Source organism: Micromonospora sp. PRAS1, assembly GCF_059553435.1.
Genome location: NZ_JCANNB010000005.1, coordinates 128,522 through 146,700 on the forward strand (window position 1 = coordinate 128,522; position 18,179 = coordinate 146,700).

Sequence of the window (18,179 nt, forward strand, 5' to 3'; positions counted from 1 at the left end):
CCCACCCGCCCGGACGCCGGGCGGGTGGGGTTTGCCGGGTTGGCGGCGGGGAGAAGGTTCGGGGGTATGTCTGACAGGTGGTACTCGGAGGCGGTCGTCTACTGCCTCGACATCGACACGTACGCGGACTCCGACGGTGACGGAGTCGGCGACATCCCGGGCCTGATCAGCCGGCTGGACTACCTGGCCCGGCTGGGCGTGACCTGCCTCTGGCTGCACCCCATCCATCCGTCGCCCAACGACGACGACGGGTACGACGTGACCGACTTCTACAACATCGACCCCCGCTTCGGCACCCTCGGCGACTTCGCCGAGCTGCTGCACCAGGCGAACAACCGGGGCATCCGGGTGATCATCGACCTGGTCGTGAACCACACCTCCGACCAGCATCCGTGGTTCCAGTCAGCCCGCTCCTCGCCGGACTCGCCCTACCGCGACTGGTACGTCTGGTCCGACCGCGAACCGGCCGACCGGCACCAGGGCATGGTCTTCCCCGGCGAGCAGCACGAGACGTGGACCTACGACCGCACCGCGAAGGCGTGGTACTACCACCGCTTCTACAAGTTCCAGCCGGATCTCAACACGAAGAACCCGGCGGTACGCGCCGAGATCAAGAAGATCATGTCGTTCTGGCTCCAGCTCGGGGTGGCCGGCTTCCGGATGGACGCGGTGCCGTTCATCATCGAGCGGACCGAGCCCGGCGACCCGAACCCGGACCTGGATTTCCCGTTCCTCACCGAGCTGCGCCAGCACGTGCAGTGGCGGCGCGGCGACGGGCTCCTGCTGGCCGAGGCGAACGTCGAGCCCGACCAGCTGCCCGCCTTCTTCGGGGACAGCGGCGGCTCGGCGAACCGGGTGCACATGCTCTTCGACTTCATGCTCAACGGGCGGCTGATGCTGGCCCTGGCCCGGCAGGACCCGGAGCCGGTGATCGAGGCGTTGCGCGACACCCCGGCCCTGCCGGAGGGCGGGCAGTGGGCCACCTTCCTGCGCAACCACGACGAGATCGACCTCTCCCGGCTCACCGCCGAACAGCGCAACGAGGTGTACGAGCAGTTCGGTCCCGAGGAGCACATGCGCATCTACGACCGGGGCATCCGCCGCCGGCTGGCGCCGATGCTGGGTAACGATCGGCGGCGCATCGAGTTGGCGTACTCTCTCCAGTTCTCGCTGCGCGGCACCCCGGTGCTGCGTTACGGCGAGGAGATCGGGATGGGCGAGGACCTGTCGCTGGACGGGCGGGAGGCGATCCGTACCCCGATGCAGTGGTCGAGCCAGGTCAACGCCGGCTTCTCCAACGCGGAGCCGGAGAAGCTGGTCCGCCCGATCATCGACAAGGGCGATTTCGGGTACGAGAAGGTCAACGTCACCCTCCAGCGCCGGGACCGCAACTCGCTGCTCAGCTGGTTCGAGCGGATGATCCGTACGCTCCGGGAGGCGCCGGAGATCGGCTTCGGCTCCACCACCCACATCGACGTGCCGATGCCCCCGGGCGTGCTGGCGCACCGGGCCGACGGGCCGAGCGGGACGATGGTCTTCCTGCACAACCTGGGTACCACCGACGCCGAGGTGGATCTGAGCCTGCTCCAGCCCGAGGCGGACCTGCCGATCGACGTGCTCGCCGACCGCAACTACGACGACGTCGGCAAGCTCGACAAGCTGGCGCTGGCCGGCTACGGCTACCGCTGGATCCGGCTCTGCCGTTCCTGGCGCAGCTGACCCGCCTGGGTGGCTGGCCCGCGCGGTGCTGCGGGCCGGCGCGCGCAGCGTGGCCACGCGAGGTGGCTTCGGCGGGCCTCGGCGGGCTCCGGTGTCGGCCGGATCCCGCCGGGGCCGGGGTGGGTTAGGCTCCTGCGATCAAGCAAAGTTACTGGGAGGTAGGAATGTCGGAGGGGCAGCGGGTCGCGATCGTGACCGGGGCGGCGCGGGGGATCGGGGCGACCACCGCCAAGCGGCTGGCCGCCGACGGGCTGGCCGTCGCGGTGATCGACATCGAGGAGTCGGCGACCCGGGAGACCGTGGACGCGATCACGGCGTCCGGCGGCCGGGCGCTCGGCGTCGGCGCGGACGTGGCCGACCGGGCACAGGCGGAGGCCGCCGTCGAGCGGGTCGCCGCCGAGCTGGGCGCACCGGCCGTGCTGGTGAACAACGCCGGTGTGCTCCGGGACAACCTGCTCTTCAAGATGACCGACGCCGACTGGGACACCGTCCTGGGCGTACACCTGCGCGGAGCGTTCCTGTTCAGCCAGGCCGCGCAGAAGTACATGGTAGAGGCCAGGTGGGGTCGGATCGTCAACCTCTCCAGCACCTCGGCGCTCGGCAACCGGGGCCAGGCGAACTACTCGACGGCCAAGGCCGGTCTGCAGGGCTTCACCAAGACCCTCGCCATCGAGCTGGGGCCGTTCGGGGTGACGGTGAACGCGGTCGCGCCCGGCTTCATCGTCACGGACATGACCGCGGCCACCGCCGCCCGCATGAAGATCGACTTCGAGGCGTTGCAGAAGCACGCCGAGGCGGAGATCCCGGTCCGGCGGGTGGGGCGGCCCGAGGACGTGGCCCACACCATCTCGTTCCTGGTCAGCGAGGGCGCGTCCTTCGTCTCCGGCCAGGTCGTCTACGTCGCTGGCGGCCCGAAGGACTGATCGTCGGCTGCGCGGATGGGTGCGTTAAGCGGATAGGTGCGGTTAATAGGATGGGCGCGTTAATAGGGGGCCCTTGCTATACACCAGGCGTTAACAAGGGGCCCTTCCTTACCGGGTCTTCGCGAGCCAGGCCAGGCCGAGCACGGGGAGCAGCAGGGGAATGTAGCCGTACCCGCTGCCGAAGCCGGACCAGACCGTCTCGTCCGGGAAGAGGTCGGGTCGGACGAGACTGAACGCGCCGACCCCGACCACCCCGACCAGCTCGATGGTGCAGCAGGCGAGCGCGACCCGGCGGCCCGCGTGGCCGGCCCGGGCCAGGCCCACCGCGGCCACGATGTAGACCACCGCGGCGAGCGCCGAGAGCAGGTAGGCCAGCGGCGCCTCGTCGAACCTCGTGGCGATCTGGAGGCCGGCCCGGCTGGTGGCCGCGATCGCGAAGAGCAGGTACACCGCGATCAGCAGCCGGCCCGGGCCGGCGTTGGTCCTCGTCGAGGGCGAGGTCCGCAACTCAGCCACCGATCAGCTCCCAGGTCTGTTGCAGCCGGACCACGACCACCGGTGTCACCAGGCAGATCGCGCAGACGATCGCCGAACCCCAGCGGGTGGGCTCCATCCGGGCCAGCACCGCGGCCAGCGGTGGCAAACAGACAAGCGTGACCAGGTAACCGAAGAACGCCCCCGGCTCGCCCGGTTGCTCGCCACCGGCGAGCGCCACCCCGGCCAGCACCGCCAGCCCGAGCAGGAGCAGTTCCAGCACGGCCAGGCCGATCAACTGCATCCGGTCCGGTGCCCGGTGGCGCAGCGTGGCCACCAGCGCCCAGGCGGCGACCAGCAGCGACAACACGATGGCGGCGACGGCCAGTACGCCGTCGACCGGTGACCCGGTGCCGCTCACCGACGCCGTCCGGCGCTCAATTCACTCACCGTCCCACTCTACTAAGCCCCGTAGTAAAGCCCGGTCGCGCCCGGCAGCCGATAGCGTGGGGCGTGCTGTGGGCCGGTCACGGCATCGACGATGGGGAGGTTCGCGGGATGCGGTTCGGGTTGTTCGGCACCGGGCACTGGGCGGCCGAGACGCACGGGGCGGCACTCGACGCGCACCCGAGGGCCGACCTGGTGGGCGTCTGGGGGCGCAACCCGGAGCGGGCCGCCGCGCTCGCCACCCGTTACGGCGTACCGGCCTTCGACGACGTGGACGCCCTGATCGAGGCCTGTGACGCGGTGGCCGTCGCGCTCCCGCCGGACGTGCAGGCGGAGATCGCCGTCCGGGCCGCCACCGCCGGTCGGCATCTGCTGCTGGACAAGCCCCTCGCGCTGAGCGTCGCCGACGCCGACCGGGTGGTCGACGCGGCGACCCGCTCGGGCGTGGCGTCGGTGGTCTTCTTCACCGGTCGCTACCAGCCCGAGGTGGCCGGCTTCGTGGCCGCCGCAGCGGCAGCCGGTGGCTGGCACACCGCAAACGTGATCCGGTTCGCGTCGATCTTCCAGCCCAGCAGCCCGTACGCGCAGTCGCCCTGGCGCCGCCGGCACGGCGCGCTCTGGGACATCGGCCCGCACGCCCTGGCGATCCTGCTGCCGGTGCTCGGCCCGGTGACCCGGGTGGTGGCCGTCGACGGTCCGGGCGGCCTGGTGCACCTGCTGCTCACCCACGACGGCGGTGCCGTCAGCACGGTGTCGCTCACCCTGGACGCCCCGCCGAAGGCGGTGGCCGGCGAATTCGTCCTGTACGGCGAGAACGGTGTCGAGGCGGTCCCGAACCCGGCCGGAAGCTCGGCGACGGCGTTCGGTGCGGCGATCGACCAACTGCTGGCGGAGATCGACGCCGGCACCCGGGACCACCGCTGCGACGTGCGCTTCGGCCGCGAGGTGGTGGCCGTGCTCGCCGCCGCCGACGCCGCCCGCACCCGCTCCACCGCCGTCGACCTGCCCAGCTGAGCCGGCCGGAAAAGCGGTGGAGGGAAGAGTCGGTGGTCGGTAGCGTCGCGGCCATGGGTACGTACGCTCTGATCAACGCGGCCGCCACGTCGGCCGCGTTCGGGCCGCTGTCGCAGGCCCGCCCGCGAGTCCGGCGTCCGGCCCTGGCCGGCGCGATGAGCCGCGACTGACGCCTCCGCGTACGCCTCCGGCACCGCCCGCCTGCCTGGCAGGCGCTGCCCTCGCGCCACTTCACCAGGGTCGTCCGAGTCCCGATCCCTCGGACAGGCCCCGACTCCGGCTGCCTGTCCGCATCCGTCGCCAGTCGGCGACAGACAGGACGACCGCCAGATGGCACCCCGCCGTACCCGCACCACCGCACGCGACCGGTCCCGTCGCGTACTCTCCCAGAACTTCCTCGCCGACCGGGCCGCGATCGCGCGGATGGTCGACGCCGCCCGCCCTGATCCCGACGGTCTGGTGCTCGAGGTGGGCGCCGGGCGGGGACAACTGACCCGGCCACTGGCCGCGCGCTGCGGCCGGCTGGTCGCCTACGAGGTGGATCCCGACGCCGGTGCGGAGCTGGCCCGGGTCTGCGCGGCCCTGCCCACGGTGACCCACCGCCAGGCCGATTTCCTCGCCGCGTCGCCGCCGCGCGAGGAGTTCGCCGTGGTCGGCAACATCCCGTGGTCGCTGACCGCAGCCGTGGTGCGCTGGTGCCTGGCTGCGCCCCGGCTGCGTACGGCGACGCTGCTCACCCAGTTGGAGTACGCCCGTCGCCGGGCCGGTGACTACGACCGGTGGAGCCGGTTGACCGTGCTGACCTGGCCGGAGTTCGGCTGGCGGTACGTCGGGCGGATTCCGCGTACCGCCTTCCGTCCGGTGCCCCGGGTCGAGGCGGGCATCCTGCGCATCGAGCGGCGGGCCCAGCCGCTGCTGGCACCGGCCGCGCTGCCGGCGTACCGCTCGATGGTCGAGCTGGGCTTCGGCGGTGTCGGCGGGTCCCTCGCGGCGTCGCTGGCCCGCCGGTATCCGCGCGCCCGGCTGGCGGCGGCGCTGCGGGCCAGCCGCCTCGACCCGGCCACCCCGGTCGGGCACGTCTGGCCCGAGCAGTGGCTGGTCCTGTACCGCCTGCTGCACGCCCGCTGAGGTGCCCGGTCAGTGCGTGCTGCGCAGCGCCTCGGTCAGCTCGTCGGGGGAGCCGAACTGCTCCACCGGCAGCGACCGTACGGCCTGCAACTCCGCCGTGCTCGCGCCGTTCTCCTGACACCAGCGGACGAGATCCTCGCGGGAGACGGGATAGTCCAGGCCCGCGAGGTACTCCGGCAGGGGGACACCGCTGTCGGTCATGCCGTTCGACCTACCCGGTCGACCGCCCCGGCACACCACCGCGCGGCTCCGCGTTTGCCAGCCGGGGTGCGGGGTAGCCGCGGTCATGCTCGTACAGCGGCTCGGCGCGCCGAGCGACTTCGACCCGTTGCTGGAGCGCGTGCGGGACGCCCGGGTGGTGATGATCGGGGAGGCGACGCACGGCAGCTACGACTACTACCGGATCCGGGAGCAGTTGACCCGCCGGTTGATCGCCGAGTGCGGCTTCAACTTCGTCGCGGTGGAGGGTGACTGGCCCGACTGCGACCGGGTGCACCGCTCGGTGGTCGGCGCGCCGGGTGGGGCGGCCGAGCCGCAGGTCGCGTTGGAACGCTTCGAGCGGTGGCCGACCTGGATGTGGGCGAACGCCGAGGTGGCCCGCTTCTGCCGGTGGTTGCGGGCGTGGAACATGGAGCGGGCCGAGCCGGCCCGGGCCGGCTTCCACGGCCTCGACGTCTACAGCCTCTGGGAGTCGATGCAGGCCATCTTCGACTACCTGGGCGAGGAGGACCCGGCGTCGCTGGAGGCCGCGCAGGACGCGTACCGCTGCTTCGAGCCGTACGGCAAGCGGGTCGAGGAGTACGGGATGGCCAGCCGGTTCGTCTCCGCCCGCTGCGAGCAGGAGGTGGTACGGCTGCTGGCGCGTACCCGGGAACAGGCCGCGGTGGACGGACCGGGCGCCTTCTCGGCCTGGCAGAACGCGGAGGTGGTGGCCGGCGCGGAGCGTTACTACCGGGAGATGGTCGCCGGTGGCCCGGGTTCGTGGAACGTCCGGGACACCCACATGGCCGACACGCTGGACCGGCTGCTGGAGCGCTACGGGCCCGGTGCCCGAGGGGTGGTCTGGGCGCACAACACGCACGTCGGCGACGCGCGGGCGACCGACATGGCCGTCGACGGGATGGTGAACATCGGCCAGTTGGCCCGGGAACGCCACGGCACCGACGAGGTCGTGCTGATCGGTTTCGGTAGTTGGCGCGGGACGGCGATCGCCGCGCCGCGCTGGGGCTCGCCGGCCGAGGCGATGCTGGTGCCGCCGGCCCGTGCCGGTTCGGTGGAGCACCGGTTGCACGAACTCATGCCGGAGCGGGCGGTGCTGGTCTTCGGCGGACCGGACCAGCCCGGCTGGGTCACCGACCCGCTCGACCACCGGGCGATCGGGGTGGTGTACGACCCGTCGTTCGAATCGTGGGGTAACTACGTGCCCACCCAGTTGGGGGCGCGGTACGACGCCTTCATCTGGTGCGACGAGACGACCGCGCTGCATCCGTTGCCCGCGCTCTCCACGCCTGGCGAGATGGAGACGTACCCGGCCGGCGTCTGAGTCACGCGCGGCGGAGGCGCGTTAATAAGGGCCCCCTGCTATGCACGAGGCGTTAACAGGGGGCCCTTCCTTGCACCTTCCTTGCACCTTCCTTACATTTTGTCGAGTTGAGCGCGGAGCTTCTCGCCCTCGATGTCGACGTTTGGCAGCGCCCGGTCCAGCCAGCGGGGCAGCCACCAGGCCGCCTTGCCGAGCAGCGACATCACCGCCGGGACGATGGTCATCCGGACCACGAAGGCGTCGATGGCCACGCCGATGGCGAGCGCGAAGCCCATCGACTTGATCACCGGGTCGTCGAGGAAGACGAAGCCGCCGAAGACCGACGTCATGATCAGTGCGGCGGCGGTCACCACCCGGGCACCGTGCCCCATCCCGTTGATGGTGGCCTGCCGGGCGGTGTCACCGTGCACGAAGTCCTCCCGCATCCGGGAGACCAGGAAGACCTCGTAGTCCATGGCCAGGCCGAACAGGATGCCGATCAGCAGGATCGGCAGGAAGCTGATCAGTGGACCGGGGGTGTCCAGGCCGACCAGGTCGGCGAGGTGACCCTGCTGGAACACCGCCACCGTGATACCGAACGTCGCGGCCACGGTGAGCAGGAAGCCCAGCGCCGCCTTGACCGGCACCAGCAGCGACCGGAACACCAGCATGAGCAGCAGGATCGACAGCCCGACGACGAGCGTCAGGTAGATCGGCAGGGCGTCGGAGAGCTTCTCCGAGATGTCGATGCCGATCGCGGTCACGCCGGTCAGCAGCACGTCCGCGTTCGGGACGTCGGCGACGGCCGTACGGATGTCGTGCACCATCGTCTCAGTGGTCGGGTCGGTCGGGCCGGTCTGCGGGATCACCCCGAGCAGCGCGGTCCGGCCGTCCGGGCTGAGCTGCGGCGGCGCCACCGCCAGCACGTTCGGGTTGCTCTGCACGAGGCCGGTCACCTGCGGGATCGCCGCGGCGGTGGCTTCGGCGTCGTCACCCGCCACGACCACCGCGAGGCGGCCGGTGAAGCCGGGGCCGAAGCCCTCGGTGATCAGGTCGTTGGAGACCCGGGCGGGCGAGCCGGCCGGCGCGGTGCCGGCGTCCGGCAGGGCGAGCCGCATGTCCGGCGCGGGCAGCGCGAGCAACCCGAGACCGAGTACGCCGACCAGGATCACCGGGATCCGGAAGCGGGTGACCAGTTCGGCCCAGCGGAATCCGAACGCCGAACGGTCCTCACCGGCGATGGTGGCGGCCTCCGGTGCCGCGTGGTCGGTCGACGCACTGCCGCTGCCGTCGGCCGACGTGTTGCCGCTGTGGCCGGTCGACGTGTTGCCGGTGCCGTCGGCCGGGGCGTTGTTCCCGGCGGTCCGGTCGCTCTCCCCGGTGGCCCGGTCGCCGTTTCCGGAGGGCACCGGAACCGACCTGCGCAGTCGGCGGGGCAGCACCCGGCCGCCGGCGAAGCCGAGCAGGGCCGGCTGGAGGGTGATCGCCACCAGCACCGCAACGGTCACCGTGCCGGCCGCGGCCAGACCCATGACGGTGAGGAAGGGGATGTTCACCACGGCCAGGCCGGCCAGGGCGATGACCACCGTGGCTCCGGCGAAGACCACCGCCGAACCGGCGGTGCCGACCGCCCGGCCGACCGCCTCGTCGGCGGGTAGCCCGTCGAGCAGGTTCTGCCGGTAGCGGGAGGTGATGAAGAGCGAGTAGTCGATGCCGACGGCGAGGCCGAGCATCAGCGCCAGGATCGGCGCGGTGGTGGTCAGTTCGACCACGTTGCTGAGCGCGAAGAGTCCGGCCATGCCGACGCCGACCCCGATCAGCGCGTTGAGCATGGTCATCCCCGCCGCGATCAGCGAGCCGAAGGTGACGATCAGGACGACGAGCGCCACCGCGACGCCGATCGCCTCGGTGGAGCCGACCTCGGGCTCGGTGTTCAGCACCTCACCGCCGGGGGCGACCTGCCAGCCCTGGGCCTCGGCCTGGGCACCCACCTCCTCGTAGGCGTCGCGCTGTTCCTCGGTCACCGCGTCCGCGCCGTCGCTGAACTGCACCTGGATCAGCGCGTACTGGCCGTCCGGTGAGACGGCACCGACCTGGAAGGGGTCGACCGCACCGACCACGCCGGGCACGGTGGTCGCCTCCTGGGTGATGCCCTGGACCACCGCCTGACCCTCGGGTGTGCCGAGCTGGCCGGCGCCCGGTGCCTTGACCGCGATGGTGCCGGTGGCCCCGGCCGCCGCCGGGAACTGCTCGGCGAGCAGGTCGATCGCGCGCTGGGACTCGGTGCCGGGCATGGTGAAGTTGCTGGCCGTCGGGCCGCGCAGGGTCGCCGCGGCCAGGCCGAGCCCGACGAGTACGACGAGCCAGATCACGGCGACGAGTCGCCGTCGGCGCATCGAACCCCGGCCAAGCCGGTAGAGCAGGGTCGCCATGAGGTCCTTTCCCTCGGTAGTGACTAGTGGAACGGGTCAGTTGACGGGCTCCAGGGCCCGTCGCATCAGCGTCAGCAGCGACTCGCGCAGTTCCTCGTCGGGCACGTCGGCAAACTCGCCGCAGGTCTCGGCGATCCCGGCGAGCAGCACGAACGCGGCGATCCGGGCCGAGGCCCGCTCGCTTCGCCCGGCGAGGGCGTCGAGCAGCCGCTCGGAGATCTGCTGGATGTGCGCGAAGCCCGGCTGTTGCAGCAGCTCCGGGAACTCGCCGCGGAGCAGCGCGATCTCGCCGCGGAAGCGGACCGCGAGGTCGACGAAGCCCTCGACGGCGACCCGCTGGGCCGACGCCGGCTCTGCCTGGGCCGCGATCCGCTTGTCGAGCGAGCACAGCACCTCGATCGCCGGAGCCATCAGCTCGGTGAGGATGGCCTCCTTGTTGGCGAAGTGGTAGAGCACTGCCGCCTTCGAGCAGCCCACCTCACCGGCGATGTCCTGTAGGGAGGTGCCCCGGTAGCCGGTGACGCCGAAGCGGCGCGCCGCGGCGGCGAGGATTTCGCCATGCGTCTGCGGGGTGCGGGCCATGACCCTCAGCATGCCTGACCGATCGGTCAGCAGCTGACCGATCGGTCAGATCAGTGGCGTTCCCCACAGCCACCGGCCCCGGATTGGTCCTTCAGGGTTGTCACACGGCTGCCCGAGAATCGGCTCCATGTCCGATTCTCTGAGCGCGCGGGCGAGCGCGCTGCGCGCCCTGCACCGACCGGGTGATCCGCTGGTCCTGCCCAACGTCTGGGACGCCGGCTCGGCCCGGGCGGTGGCCGACGCCGGGTTCCCGGCCGTGGCCACCGGCAGCGCCGCCGTAGCCGAGTCGCTCGGCCACGCCGACGGGGAGAATCTCCCGCTCGACGAGATGTTCGGCGCCGTGGCGCGGATCACCCGGGCGGTCGCCGTGCCGGTCACCGCCGACCTGGAGCGGGGCTACGGCCTGAAGCCGGAAGAGCTGGTCACGCGCCTGCTCGACGCCGGTGCGGTCGGGCTCAACCTGGAAGACTCCGACCCGCGTACCGGCGAGCTGGTGGACGCCGAGGAGCAGGCCGACCTGCTGGCCGGCGTACGCGCGGCGGCCGACGCCGCCGGCGTGGCGGTGGTGCTGAACGCGCGGGTGGACATCTTTCTGCACCCCGACCGGGAGCCGGCCGAGCGGCTCGACGAGGCGATCCGCCGTGGCCGCCGCTACCTGGCGGCCGGCGCGGACTGCCTCTACCCGATCGTGCTCGCCGACCCGGCACCGCTGCGTAGCTTCGTCGAGGCCGTGGCCGCACCGGTGAACGTGCTGGCCCGTGCCGGGGCACCGACGATCGCCGAGCTGGCCGCCCTCGGGGTCGCCCGGGTCAGCTACGGCTCCGGCCTGTACGCGGCGACCCGCGCGCACACCGCCCGACTGCTCGCCGCGGTCGCCGCCGGCGGTCCGCTCGCCTGAACGTGACCGCCGGATCGGGATCGTGTTCCGGTTGACCGCCGGGCGGCGGGCCGGGATGGTGGTCGGGTGAGCGGGGCGGAGAAGACCCGGGACGGCGTGACGCTGACCAACCTCGACCAGGTGCTGTTCGACGGCTCCGGCGCGGTCAAGCGCGACCTGGTCGACTACCTCGACGCGGTCGCCGACCGCATCGTTCCGCAGCTCCGGGAGCGTCCGCTGTCGGTGGTCCGGGTCCGCCCGGGCCAGCCGCCCTTCATGCAGAAGAACCTGCCGAACTACACCCCCGACTGGGTACGTCGGGTGCCGATCTGGGCCGAGGCGTCGCGCCGGGAGATCGCGTACGCGCTCTGCGACGACCGCCGTACGCTGCTCTGGTTCGCCAACCAGCGGGCGGTGGAGTACCACCCGACCCTGGCCACGGTCGACGACCTGAGCCGCCCCACCCACCTGGTGCTCGACCTCGACCCGCCCTCCGACGGCGGTTTCGCCGCCGGGGTGGCCGCCGCGTTGCTCGTCCGGCAGGCCCTCGCGGACGCCGGGCTGGCCGGTGCGGTGAAGACCAGCGGGGCCAAGGGTGTGCACGTCTTCGTCCCGATCGCTCCCGGCCCGGACGCCGAGGAGTTGGCCGCGGCCACCCGGGCCCTCGCGGCGCGCGCGGAGCGGCTGGATCCGGCGCTGGCGACCACCGCGTTCATCCGGGAGGACCGGGGCGGGAAGGTCTTCGTCGATCCGACCCGGTCCGGCGGTGCGACAGTCGTGTCGGTCTACAGCCCACGGCTGCGGCCCGGGGTGCCGGTCTCCTTCCCGGTGCCCTGGGCGGAGCTGGGTTCCGTGGCACCGGCCGACTTCACCATCCGGACGGTCACCGAGCTGCTGGCGGACCGGGACCCGTGGACGGAGCTGATGCCGCCGCCGCAGCAACTCCCGGCCGACCTGGTCGAGGAGGGCCGGGGCATTCCGGTGCCCCGGGTGCAGGCGATGCACGAGGGGCGTCGTCGGGCCCGTGCCCGGCGCGCCGCCGCCGACTGAGAGGGGTGGCCGCCGTGCCGCTGTTGGACTGGCTCGCCGCCACCACCGACGAGACCCCGGAGGCGGTCCGCGTCGTGGACCGGTCGGTGTCCTGGGTGGAGCTGCGACAGCTCGCCGCAGCGGTCGCCGACGACGTACGCGGGCTCGACCGGGTCGCCGTCGAGGCGACCGCCACCCTGGAGACGGTGGTGGGTGTGGTCGGCGCGTTGCTGGCCGGCGTGGCGGTCGTGCCGGTGCCGCCGGACGCCGGTCCGGTCGAACGCGGCCACATCCTGCGGGACTCGGCGGCCCAGGCGCTGCTCGCCCCGGTGGACGCCGGCCGCCGCGACGCAGCGGAGCCGCCGACCGTCCCCGTCGACCTGGCTCGACGTTCGGACACCACGCACGCCGAGCCGGAGCCGGCCCGGACGGCGCTTGTGCTCTACACCAGCGGCACCACCGGGCCGCCGAAGGGCGTCGTCCTCTCGCGGCGGGCGGTCGCCGCCTGCCTCGACGGGCTCGCCGAGGCGTGGCGCTGGACCCCGGACGACCTGCTGGTGCACGGGTTGCCGCTGTTCCACGTGCACGGCCTGGTGCTCGGCGTGCTGGGTCCGCTGCGGGTGGGCAGCCGGCTGCATCACGTGGGTCGACCCCATCCGGAGCGGTACGCGGCCGCGGCCGGCTCGCTCTACTTCGGGGTACCCACCGTCTGGTCGCGGATCGCCGCCGACCCGGCCGCGGCCGGATCGCTGCGTGCGGCGCGGCTGCTGGTCTCCGGCAGCGCGGGCCTGCCCGGCTCGGTCTTCGCCGACCTGGCCGCGCTCACCGGCCACCGGATCGTCGAGCGGTACGGGATGACCGAAACGTTGATCACGGTCAGTGCCCGGGCGGACGGCGACCGCCGTCCTGGCACGGTCGGGGTGCCGCTACCGGGGGTGCAGACCCGGCTGGTCGACGAGCAGGGTGCGCCGCTGCCGGCCGACGGTGCCGCGATCGGGGAACTGGAGGTCCGTGGTCCCACCCTCTTCGACGGCTACCTCAACCGGCCGGACGCCGACGAGGCGAGCCACGCCCCGGACGGGTGGTTCCGCACCGGTGACGTGGCGACGATCGGCCCGGACGGCTGGCACCGGATCATCGGCCGGTCCGCCACCGACCTGATCAAGAGCGGCGGCTACCGGATCGGCGCCGGGGAGGTCGAGGAGGTGCTGCTGGCCCATCCCGGCGTCCAAGAGGCCGCAGTGGTGGGCACTCCCCACCCGGACCTCGGCCAGCAGGTCACGGCGTACGTGGTCGGCGACGGCGTGGGCGAGGCGGAGCTGATCGACTTCGTGGCCCGGCAGTTGTCGGTACACAAGCGGCCCCGGCAGGTACGGCTGGTCGACGCGTTGCCGCGCAACGCCCTGGGCAAGGTGCAGAAGAACCGGCTGACCACCGGTTGACCGGAGGCTCAGCCGTCGGTCGGCACGACGGTGCGGGGCTCAGCCGTCGGTCGGCACGACGGTGCGGGGCTCAGCCGTCGGTCGGCACGGCGATGGTGGTGAGCAGCAGACCCTGGTCGATCAGGAACCGACCGTGGAAGCTGGTCACCGGGGTGCCCCCGAGCAGCGGGCCGGGCACCAGCAACCGGGCGACGAACGTGCCGGCCGGGTCCAGCTCGATGTCCGCCTCCTCGAACCCCAGCCACCGGCCGGTCAGCGGGAACCACGCCTTGTACACCGACTCCTTCGCGCTGAACAGCAGCCGGTCCCAGCGGATCGCCGGCTGGCCGGCGACCAGGGTCGCCGTACGCACCCGTTCGTCGGGGAGGGCGATCGCGTCGAGCACGCCCTCCGGCAGCGGTGCGTGCGGCTCGGCGTCGACTCCGATGGTGGCGATCTCCGTCGAGCGGGCGAGGGCCGCGCCACGGTACCCGTCACAGTGGGTCATGCTGCCGACCACCCCGTCCGGCCAGACCGGCGCACCGCGTACGCCCGGCAGGATCGGTGCCGGCGCCACCCCGAGCTGGCCCAGCGCCCGGCGGGCGCAGTCGCGCACCGTGCTGAACTCGCGCCGGCGCTTCTGCACCGCTCGCGCGATGACCGCCTCCTCCTCCGGGAAGAGCGCGACCTCGTCGGGGTCGGTGAGGGACTCGACCACCACCACTGCCGGCGGCAGGATTCGTTCGATCACGGTGCTCGATGATATGCGGGACGCCGGCTCGCGGCGGACCCGGCGGACTCGGGTCAGGGGGTGATGGCGGGCCTTCTGGTGGAGTCGGCCGAGGTGGCGTCGCCGGTGGGGCGGCGGGTCAGAACCTGTGGGCCGGAATCCGTGATGGCGACCGTGTGTTCGGAGTGGGCGGTGCGGGAGCCGTCGGCGGAGCGGATCGTCCAGCCGTCCTGGTCGAACTTGATTTTGTCGGTGGAGCGGCAGAACCACGGCTCGATGGCGATGGTGAGGCCGGGTTGGAGTTTCAGGCCACGGCGGGCGCGGCCGTCGTTGGGGACGTGCGGGGCCTCGTGCATGGTGCGGCCGATGCCGTGGCCACCGAACTCGCCGTTGACTCCGTAGCCGTAGGAGCGGGCGACCTCGCCGATGGCGGCGGAGACGTCGCCGAGCCGGCCACCGGGCTGGGCGGCGGTGATGGCGGCCGCCAGGGCCACCTCGGTGGCCTCGATCAGCTTCAGGTCGGCCGGGTCGGGGGTGCCGACGATGACGGAGAGGGCGGAGTCGGCGACCCAGCCGTCGATGCCGACGGCCATGTCGATGCTGAGCAGGTCACCGTCGCGCAGTACGTAGTCGTGCGGCAGGCCGTGCAGCACCGCGTCGTTTACCGACAGGCAGAGCACGTTGCGGAACGGGCCGCGGCCGAACGACGGGGCGTAGTCCCAGTAGCAGGATTCGGCGCCGCGCTCGGCGATCCGGCGGCGGGCGTGGTGTTCGAGGTCCATCAGGTTGACGCCGACGGCGGCGACCTCGCTCAACTCGGCGAGCAACTCGCCGACGAACTGGCCGGTCATCGCCATCCGGCCGATCTCCTCGGCGGACTTGAGTTCGATCATGACAGCTTCCCCTCCGTGTGCGGTATTTTTATACCACGCCCGGTCGGCGGGGCCGGGGGCGATATCCTGCTGGCATGGTTCGCCAACCACTCACCGCGGAACAGATCGCAGCGGGTCAGCGCCTCGGGGTCGCCCTCCGGGCCGCGCGGGCCGGCCGCAGCCTCGTCGAGGTGGCCCTGGCGGCCGGCATATCTCCCGAGACGCTGCGCAAGATCGAGGCGGGCCGGCTGCCCGCACCGGCGTTCGGCACCGTGGTCTGTCTCAGCCGGGCCCTCGACGTCCCCCTCGGCGACCTGGCCGACGTCTGGCTGGCCGACATGCCCGTCCGCCAGGCCTCCTAGCGGCTCTGTCCTGTCGGCCCGCTTGGCGCAGCCGGGCCACATGACTAAAGGCCGCCGACCAAATTATCTGGTCAGCGGCCTTATTTGTGCCTGTCGAATCTGGTGCCCCCGGCAGGATTCGAACCTGCGCCCCCGCCTCCGGAGGGCGGTGCTCTATCCCCTGAGCTACGGGGGCTCAGCGACTGGAGAAGATTAGCAAACCCCGTAGCCGATCGCCGAATCGGTACCGGTGAGTCACGCGGCCAGCGCCCGCCCGCAGCTCGGCAGCGGGTGCGGCACGATGCGGCGGGGGAGTCGACGCGGCCACTCGTTGCGGGCCCAGGAGCCGTCCACGATCAGGTGGACGGTGCGCTGCTCGGCACCGCTGAGCCGGAGCACGAAGTCGCGCGGCAGCCGCGGGTCCACCGACGGCGTGGTGATCATGAAGCGCACCCGGCCCCGCGAGGAGACGGCGGAGATCACGTCGGCCGCCGGCATGGTGCCCCGCAGCCGGACCCGGCCGATCCAGTAGACCTCGGCGAGGTGCTCCTGGGCCGCCCGCGTGATCGCCGGGTACTCGCTGCGTACCCAGCGCTCGACCGCGCCGACACAGAGCCCGCAGGCCCGCTCCCGGGGTTCACGCGGGCCGAGCCCCCAGGCCCGCAGGTACGCCCCGACCGCACCGACGTCCAGGGTCAGCCCGAAGTGCTGCTCGATCAGGGCGTGCAGACTCTGTCGGGTCCACAACTCCTCATTCAGGCCGAACGCGTCGGGGTGGGCGCCCCGGAGGGTGTCGATGAGTTCCAGCTCCTGTTCGCGGCTGAGTGCTCCCGGCTCACCCTGCCGCTGTCCGCGACGGACGGCGGCCACCGTCCCGTCACCACCGATGGTGTGGCGCCGGCACCAGCTGGTGACCGAGCGCTGCGCGTCTCTGAGTGCAACCCCCACGTGCTGGACAACGAGTGCACTTCCCCTCAAGTAACCCCTAGAGGGAAAATCGGTCTTATGGTCCCAACCCGGTGCGGAAACCTTCATCCCCGTACTTAAGGGCGATGCGCTGCAACGAAGACGCCGCCCCGCTCTTGGTGAGCGGGGCGGCGTCGGGTCGGTCGGGCGCGGGCGGTTCAGCCGGCCTGCTGAAGCTTGCGCAGCTCGTTGATCTCCTTCTGCTGCGCCTGCTTCATCGCCTCCGCCATCCGGATCACCTCGGGGCGATCGGTGGCCTTGAGCACCCCGTCGGCCATGTGGACGCCGCCGATGTGATGCTTGATCATCAGTTCCAGGAAGAGCCTGTCGACCTCGGCGCCCTGGGCCTCGCGCAGCTGGACGATCTCCTCGCGGGTTGCCATTCCGGGCATCAGGCCGTTTTCGTCCACCCCCACCCCGTCGGGCATCCACTCCATGGCCGGTCGGGAGCCCGTCGGCAGCAGGTCCCACTCCTGCAACCAGCGTTGCATCTGACCGACCTGGGCCTGCTGGGTCAGGGCGATGTCGTAGCTGATCTGCCGGATCTCGGGGTTCTGGCCGTTGGCGTAGCCGATCATGGCCATCTCCACCGCCTGGGCGTGGTGACGGGACATGTCCCGGGCGAAGCCGGCCTCGGCCGACTCCTCGCCCGGGGTGCGCCCGGCGAAGAGCGTCGCGCCCGTCCAGCCCACGCCGAGCAGCAGCAGCGCCGCCACGGCCAGGGTCAGGTAGCGCAGCGTCCGGGCGGAGCGGGGTGGTGCCCCGCCGGTGCCCTCCACTGTCGCCGGCTCCTGCACCGCGGTGGACATGTCAGCCGCCCATCGACGGCTGGAGCTCGCGCGGCTCCGTGCCGGTGCCGGTGGTGTAGTTGCCGGCGGAGCAGGTCGCGCCCGGCTCGACCGAGGCGTTCTGCGCCAGCGTGGTGGCGAACTCCTTGATCCGCGGGTCGTCGGCGTTGTCGACCTTGAGCTGGTAACCCCAAGCCTGGATGGAGACCGGCTTGTCGAGGCCCTCGTACGGGCTCATCAGCATGAAGTCGTTGCCGCGGATCATGCTGGCCAGCTTCTCCACGTCGGCCGCGGGCAGGTCCGGGCGGTAGGTGAGCCAGACGGCACCGTGCTCCATGCTGTGCAGCACGTGCTCACTGGCGATCGGCGAGTCGTAGACGTCGCCGAGGCAGCGCTGCCAGGTGTTGTTGTGCGGGCCGCCGACCGGCGGGCTCTGCGCGTACTCCTGCTTGCCGGTCCGGTGCTCCTGGTTGCTTATGGCTTCCGGGTCCGTTTCGCGGTAGTTGACGATGCCCTCGATCCCGGCGGCCTTGTCCTCCCAGGACTGGCTGCCCTGGAAGGTCGCATAGGCGCCGTACCCGATGATCGCGGTGGCGAGCACACCCACGGCGACGAAGAGCGCGATCGGCCCCCAGGGCCGGCCCTGGCTGACCTTGACCGGGCTGATCGGCTTGCGCGGCCCCTTGCCGCCGCCGGAGCGCTGGGGGGTCGCCGGCTTGCCGGAACCAGCCTTGGCGCCGGCGGCCGGCCGACCCGCCGCCGGCTTCTTGCCGGTGCTGACCACGGTCGGACGGCGCTGCGGGCCGCCCGGGGTGCTGATGCTCATCGGTCCTCGTCAGGTCGGTCGGTCAGGGGATCCGGCGGCCCGGCCCCCGATGCCGGGTCGCCGCCGCGGGGACCGAGTCTACCCCCGA

19 protein-coding genes and 1 tRNA gene are annotated in these 18,179 nt (G+C 72.2%); 9 read left to right on the plus strand and 11 right to left on the minus strand.

The annotated features are described in order from the left end of the window. Nucleotides 1-66: 66 nt before the first annotated feature. Together AC507J_RS07170 and fabG are read left to right on the plus strand one after the other, a co-directional pair. Complete coding sequence (locus AC507J_RS07170) at nt 67-1,719, plus strand: alpha-amylase family protein (RefSeq protein ID WP_496288269.1); 1,653 nt, start codon at nt 67-69, stop codon at nt 1,717-1,719. Nucleotides 1,720-1,883: 164 nt separating this feature from the next. Continuing rightward, nucleotides 1,884-2,642 (plus strand): 3-oxoacyl-ACP reductase FabG, encoded by a 759-nt coding sequence (fabG, locus tag AC507J_RS07175; RefSeq protein ID WP_496288270.1) that lies wholly within the window; start codon nt 1,884-1,886, stop codon nt 2,640-2,642. Nucleotides 2,643-2,750: 108 nt separating this feature from the next. On the opposite strand, the gene AC507J_RS07180 is transcribed toward fabG, so the two are convergent. Together AC507J_RS07180 and AC507J_RS07185 are read right to left on the minus strand one after the other, a co-directional pair. Then, entirely contained in the window at nt 2,751-3,158 is a 408-nt protein-coding gene (locus tag AC507J_RS07180; protein ID WP_496288271.1) for a hypothetical protein, read from the minus strand. Then, a complete protein-coding gene (locus AC507J_RS07185) occupies nt 3,151-3,537 on the minus strand; it encodes a hypothetical protein (protein WP_496288272.1) in 387 nt (128 codons plus the stop codon). The genes AC507J_RS07180 and AC507J_RS07185 overlap by 8 nt, the downstream gene beginning before the upstream one ends. A 137-nt stretch (nt 3,538-3,674) precedes the next feature. Here AC507J_RS07185 and AC507J_RS07190 point away from each other — a divergent pair, with 137 nt between their 5' ends. Then, nucleotides 3,675-4,577, plus strand: coding sequence for a Gfo/Idh/MocA family protein (locus AC507J_RS07190; protein WP_496288273.1), 903 nt, complete (start codon nt 3,675-3,677; stop codon nt 4,575-4,577). A gap of 330 nt (nt 4,578-4,907) precedes the next feature. Continuing rightward, a complete protein-coding gene (gene erm, locus AC507J_RS07195) occupies nt 4,908-5,705 on the plus strand; it encodes an ErmE/ErmH/ErmO/ErmR family 23S rRNA (adenine(2058)-N(6))-methyltransferase (RefSeq protein ID WP_496288274.1) in 798 nt (265 codons plus the stop codon). A 9-nt stretch (nt 5,706-5,714) separates the two neighbouring features. Here the strand turns inward: erm and AC507J_RS07200 are convergent, their stop codons facing one another. Further along, complete coding sequence (locus tag AC507J_RS07200; RefSeq protein WP_496288275.1) at nt 5,715-5,906, minus strand: DUF2795 domain-containing protein; 192 nt, start codon at nt 5,904-5,906, stop codon at nt 5,715-5,717. Between the two features lie 85 nt (nt 5,907-5,991). Between AC507J_RS07200 and AC507J_RS07205 the strand changes: the two genes are divergently transcribed. Continuing rightward, nucleotides 5,992-7,248 carry an erythromycin esterase family protein gene (locus tag AC507J_RS07205; protein WP_496288276.1) on the plus strand — a complete coding sequence of 419 codons (1,257 nt, stop codon included), beginning with the start codon at nt 5,992-5,994 and terminating at the stop codon, nt 7,246-7,248. Between the two features lie 92 nt (nt 7,249-7,340). Here the strand turns inward: AC507J_RS07205 and AC507J_RS07210 are convergent, their stop codons facing one another. After that, nucleotides 7,341-9,659, minus strand: a complete 2,319-nt coding sequence (locus AC507J_RS07210; RefSeq protein WP_496288277.1) for an MMPL family transporter — start codon at nt 9,657-9,659, stop codon at nt 7,341-7,343. Nucleotides 9,660-9,695: 36 nt separating this feature from the next. After that, nucleotides 9,696-10,241 (minus strand): TetR/AcrR family transcriptional regulator, encoded by a 546-nt coding sequence (locus AC507J_RS07215; protein ID WP_496288278.1) that lies wholly within the window; start codon nt 10,239-10,241, stop codon nt 9,696-9,698. 127 nt (nt 10,242-10,368) lie between these two features. Here AC507J_RS07215 and AC507J_RS07220 point away from each other — a divergent pair, with 127 nt between their 5' ends. The 3 genes from AC507J_RS07220 to AC507J_RS07230 all read left to right on the plus strand — a co-directional run bounded on the left by AC507J_RS07220 (nt 10,369) and on the right by AC507J_RS07230 (nt 13,589). Beyond that, complete coding sequence (locus AC507J_RS07220; protein WP_496288279.1) at nt 10,369-11,139, plus strand: isocitrate lyase/PEP mutase family protein; 771 nt, start codon at nt 10,369-10,371, stop codon at nt 11,137-11,139. A gap of 66 nt (nt 11,140-11,205) precedes the next feature. Next, the gene (locus AC507J_RS07225) at nt 11,206-12,168 is read left to right on the plus strand and encodes a DNA polymerase domain-containing protein (protein ID WP_496288280.1); all 963 of its coding nucleotides are present in this window, start codon (nt 11,206-11,208) and stop codon (nt 12,166-12,168) included. 14 nt (nt 12,169-12,182) lie between these two features. Continuing rightward, nucleotides 12,183-13,589 carry an acyl-CoA synthetase gene (locus tag AC507J_RS07230; RefSeq protein ID WP_496288281.1) on the plus strand — a complete coding sequence of 469 codons (1,407 nt, stop codon included), beginning with the start codon at nt 12,183-12,185 and terminating at the stop codon, nt 13,587-13,589. Nucleotides 13,590-13,659: 70 nt separating this feature from the next. Here the strand turns inward: AC507J_RS07230 and AC507J_RS07235 are convergent, their stop codons facing one another. Next, nucleotides 13,660-14,319, minus strand: coding sequence for a 4'-phosphopantetheinyl transferase family protein (locus AC507J_RS07235; protein ID WP_496288282.1), 660 nt, complete (start codon nt 14,317-14,319; stop codon nt 13,660-13,662). 53 nt (nt 14,320-14,372) lie between these two features. Continuing rightward, on the minus strand, nt 14,373-15,191 hold the full coding sequence (map, locus tag AC507J_RS07240) for a type I methionyl aminopeptidase (protein ID WP_496288283.1): 819 nt from the start codon (nt 15,189-15,191) through the stop codon (nt 14,373-14,375). Nucleotides 15,192-15,265: 74 nt separating this feature from the next. Between map and AC507J_RS07245 the strand changes: the two genes are divergently transcribed. Further along, entirely contained in the window at nt 15,266-15,532 is a 267-nt protein-coding gene (locus AC507J_RS07245) for a helix-turn-helix domain-containing protein (RefSeq protein ID WP_496288284.1), read from the plus strand. A 100-nt stretch (nt 15,533-15,632) separates the two neighbouring features. Here AC507J_RS07245 and AC507J_RS07250 read toward each other — a convergent pair. From AC507J_RS07250 to AC507J_RS07265, 4 genes are all read right to left on the minus strand, one after another. Continuing rightward, a tRNA-Arg gene (locus AC507J_RS07250) sits at nt 15,633-15,707 on the minus strand. A gap of 59 nt (nt 15,708-15,766) precedes the next feature. Further along, nucleotides 15,767-16,459, minus strand: a complete 693-nt coding sequence (locus tag AC507J_RS07255) for a winged helix-turn-helix domain-containing protein (protein WP_496288285.1) — start codon at nt 16,457-16,459, stop codon at nt 15,767-15,769. A gap of 176 nt (nt 16,460-16,635) precedes the next feature. Beyond that, nucleotides 16,636-17,286, minus strand: coding sequence for a DUF305 domain-containing protein (locus tag AC507J_RS07260; protein ID WP_496288286.1), 651 nt, complete (start codon nt 17,284-17,286; stop codon nt 16,636-16,638). Between the two features lies 1 nt (nt 17,287). After that, nucleotides 17,288-18,091, minus strand: a complete 804-nt coding sequence (locus AC507J_RS07265; RefSeq protein ID WP_496288287.1) for a thioredoxin-like domain-containing protein — start codon at nt 18,089-18,091, stop codon at nt 17,288-17,290. Nucleotides 18,092-18,179 lie beyond the last annotated feature (88 nt).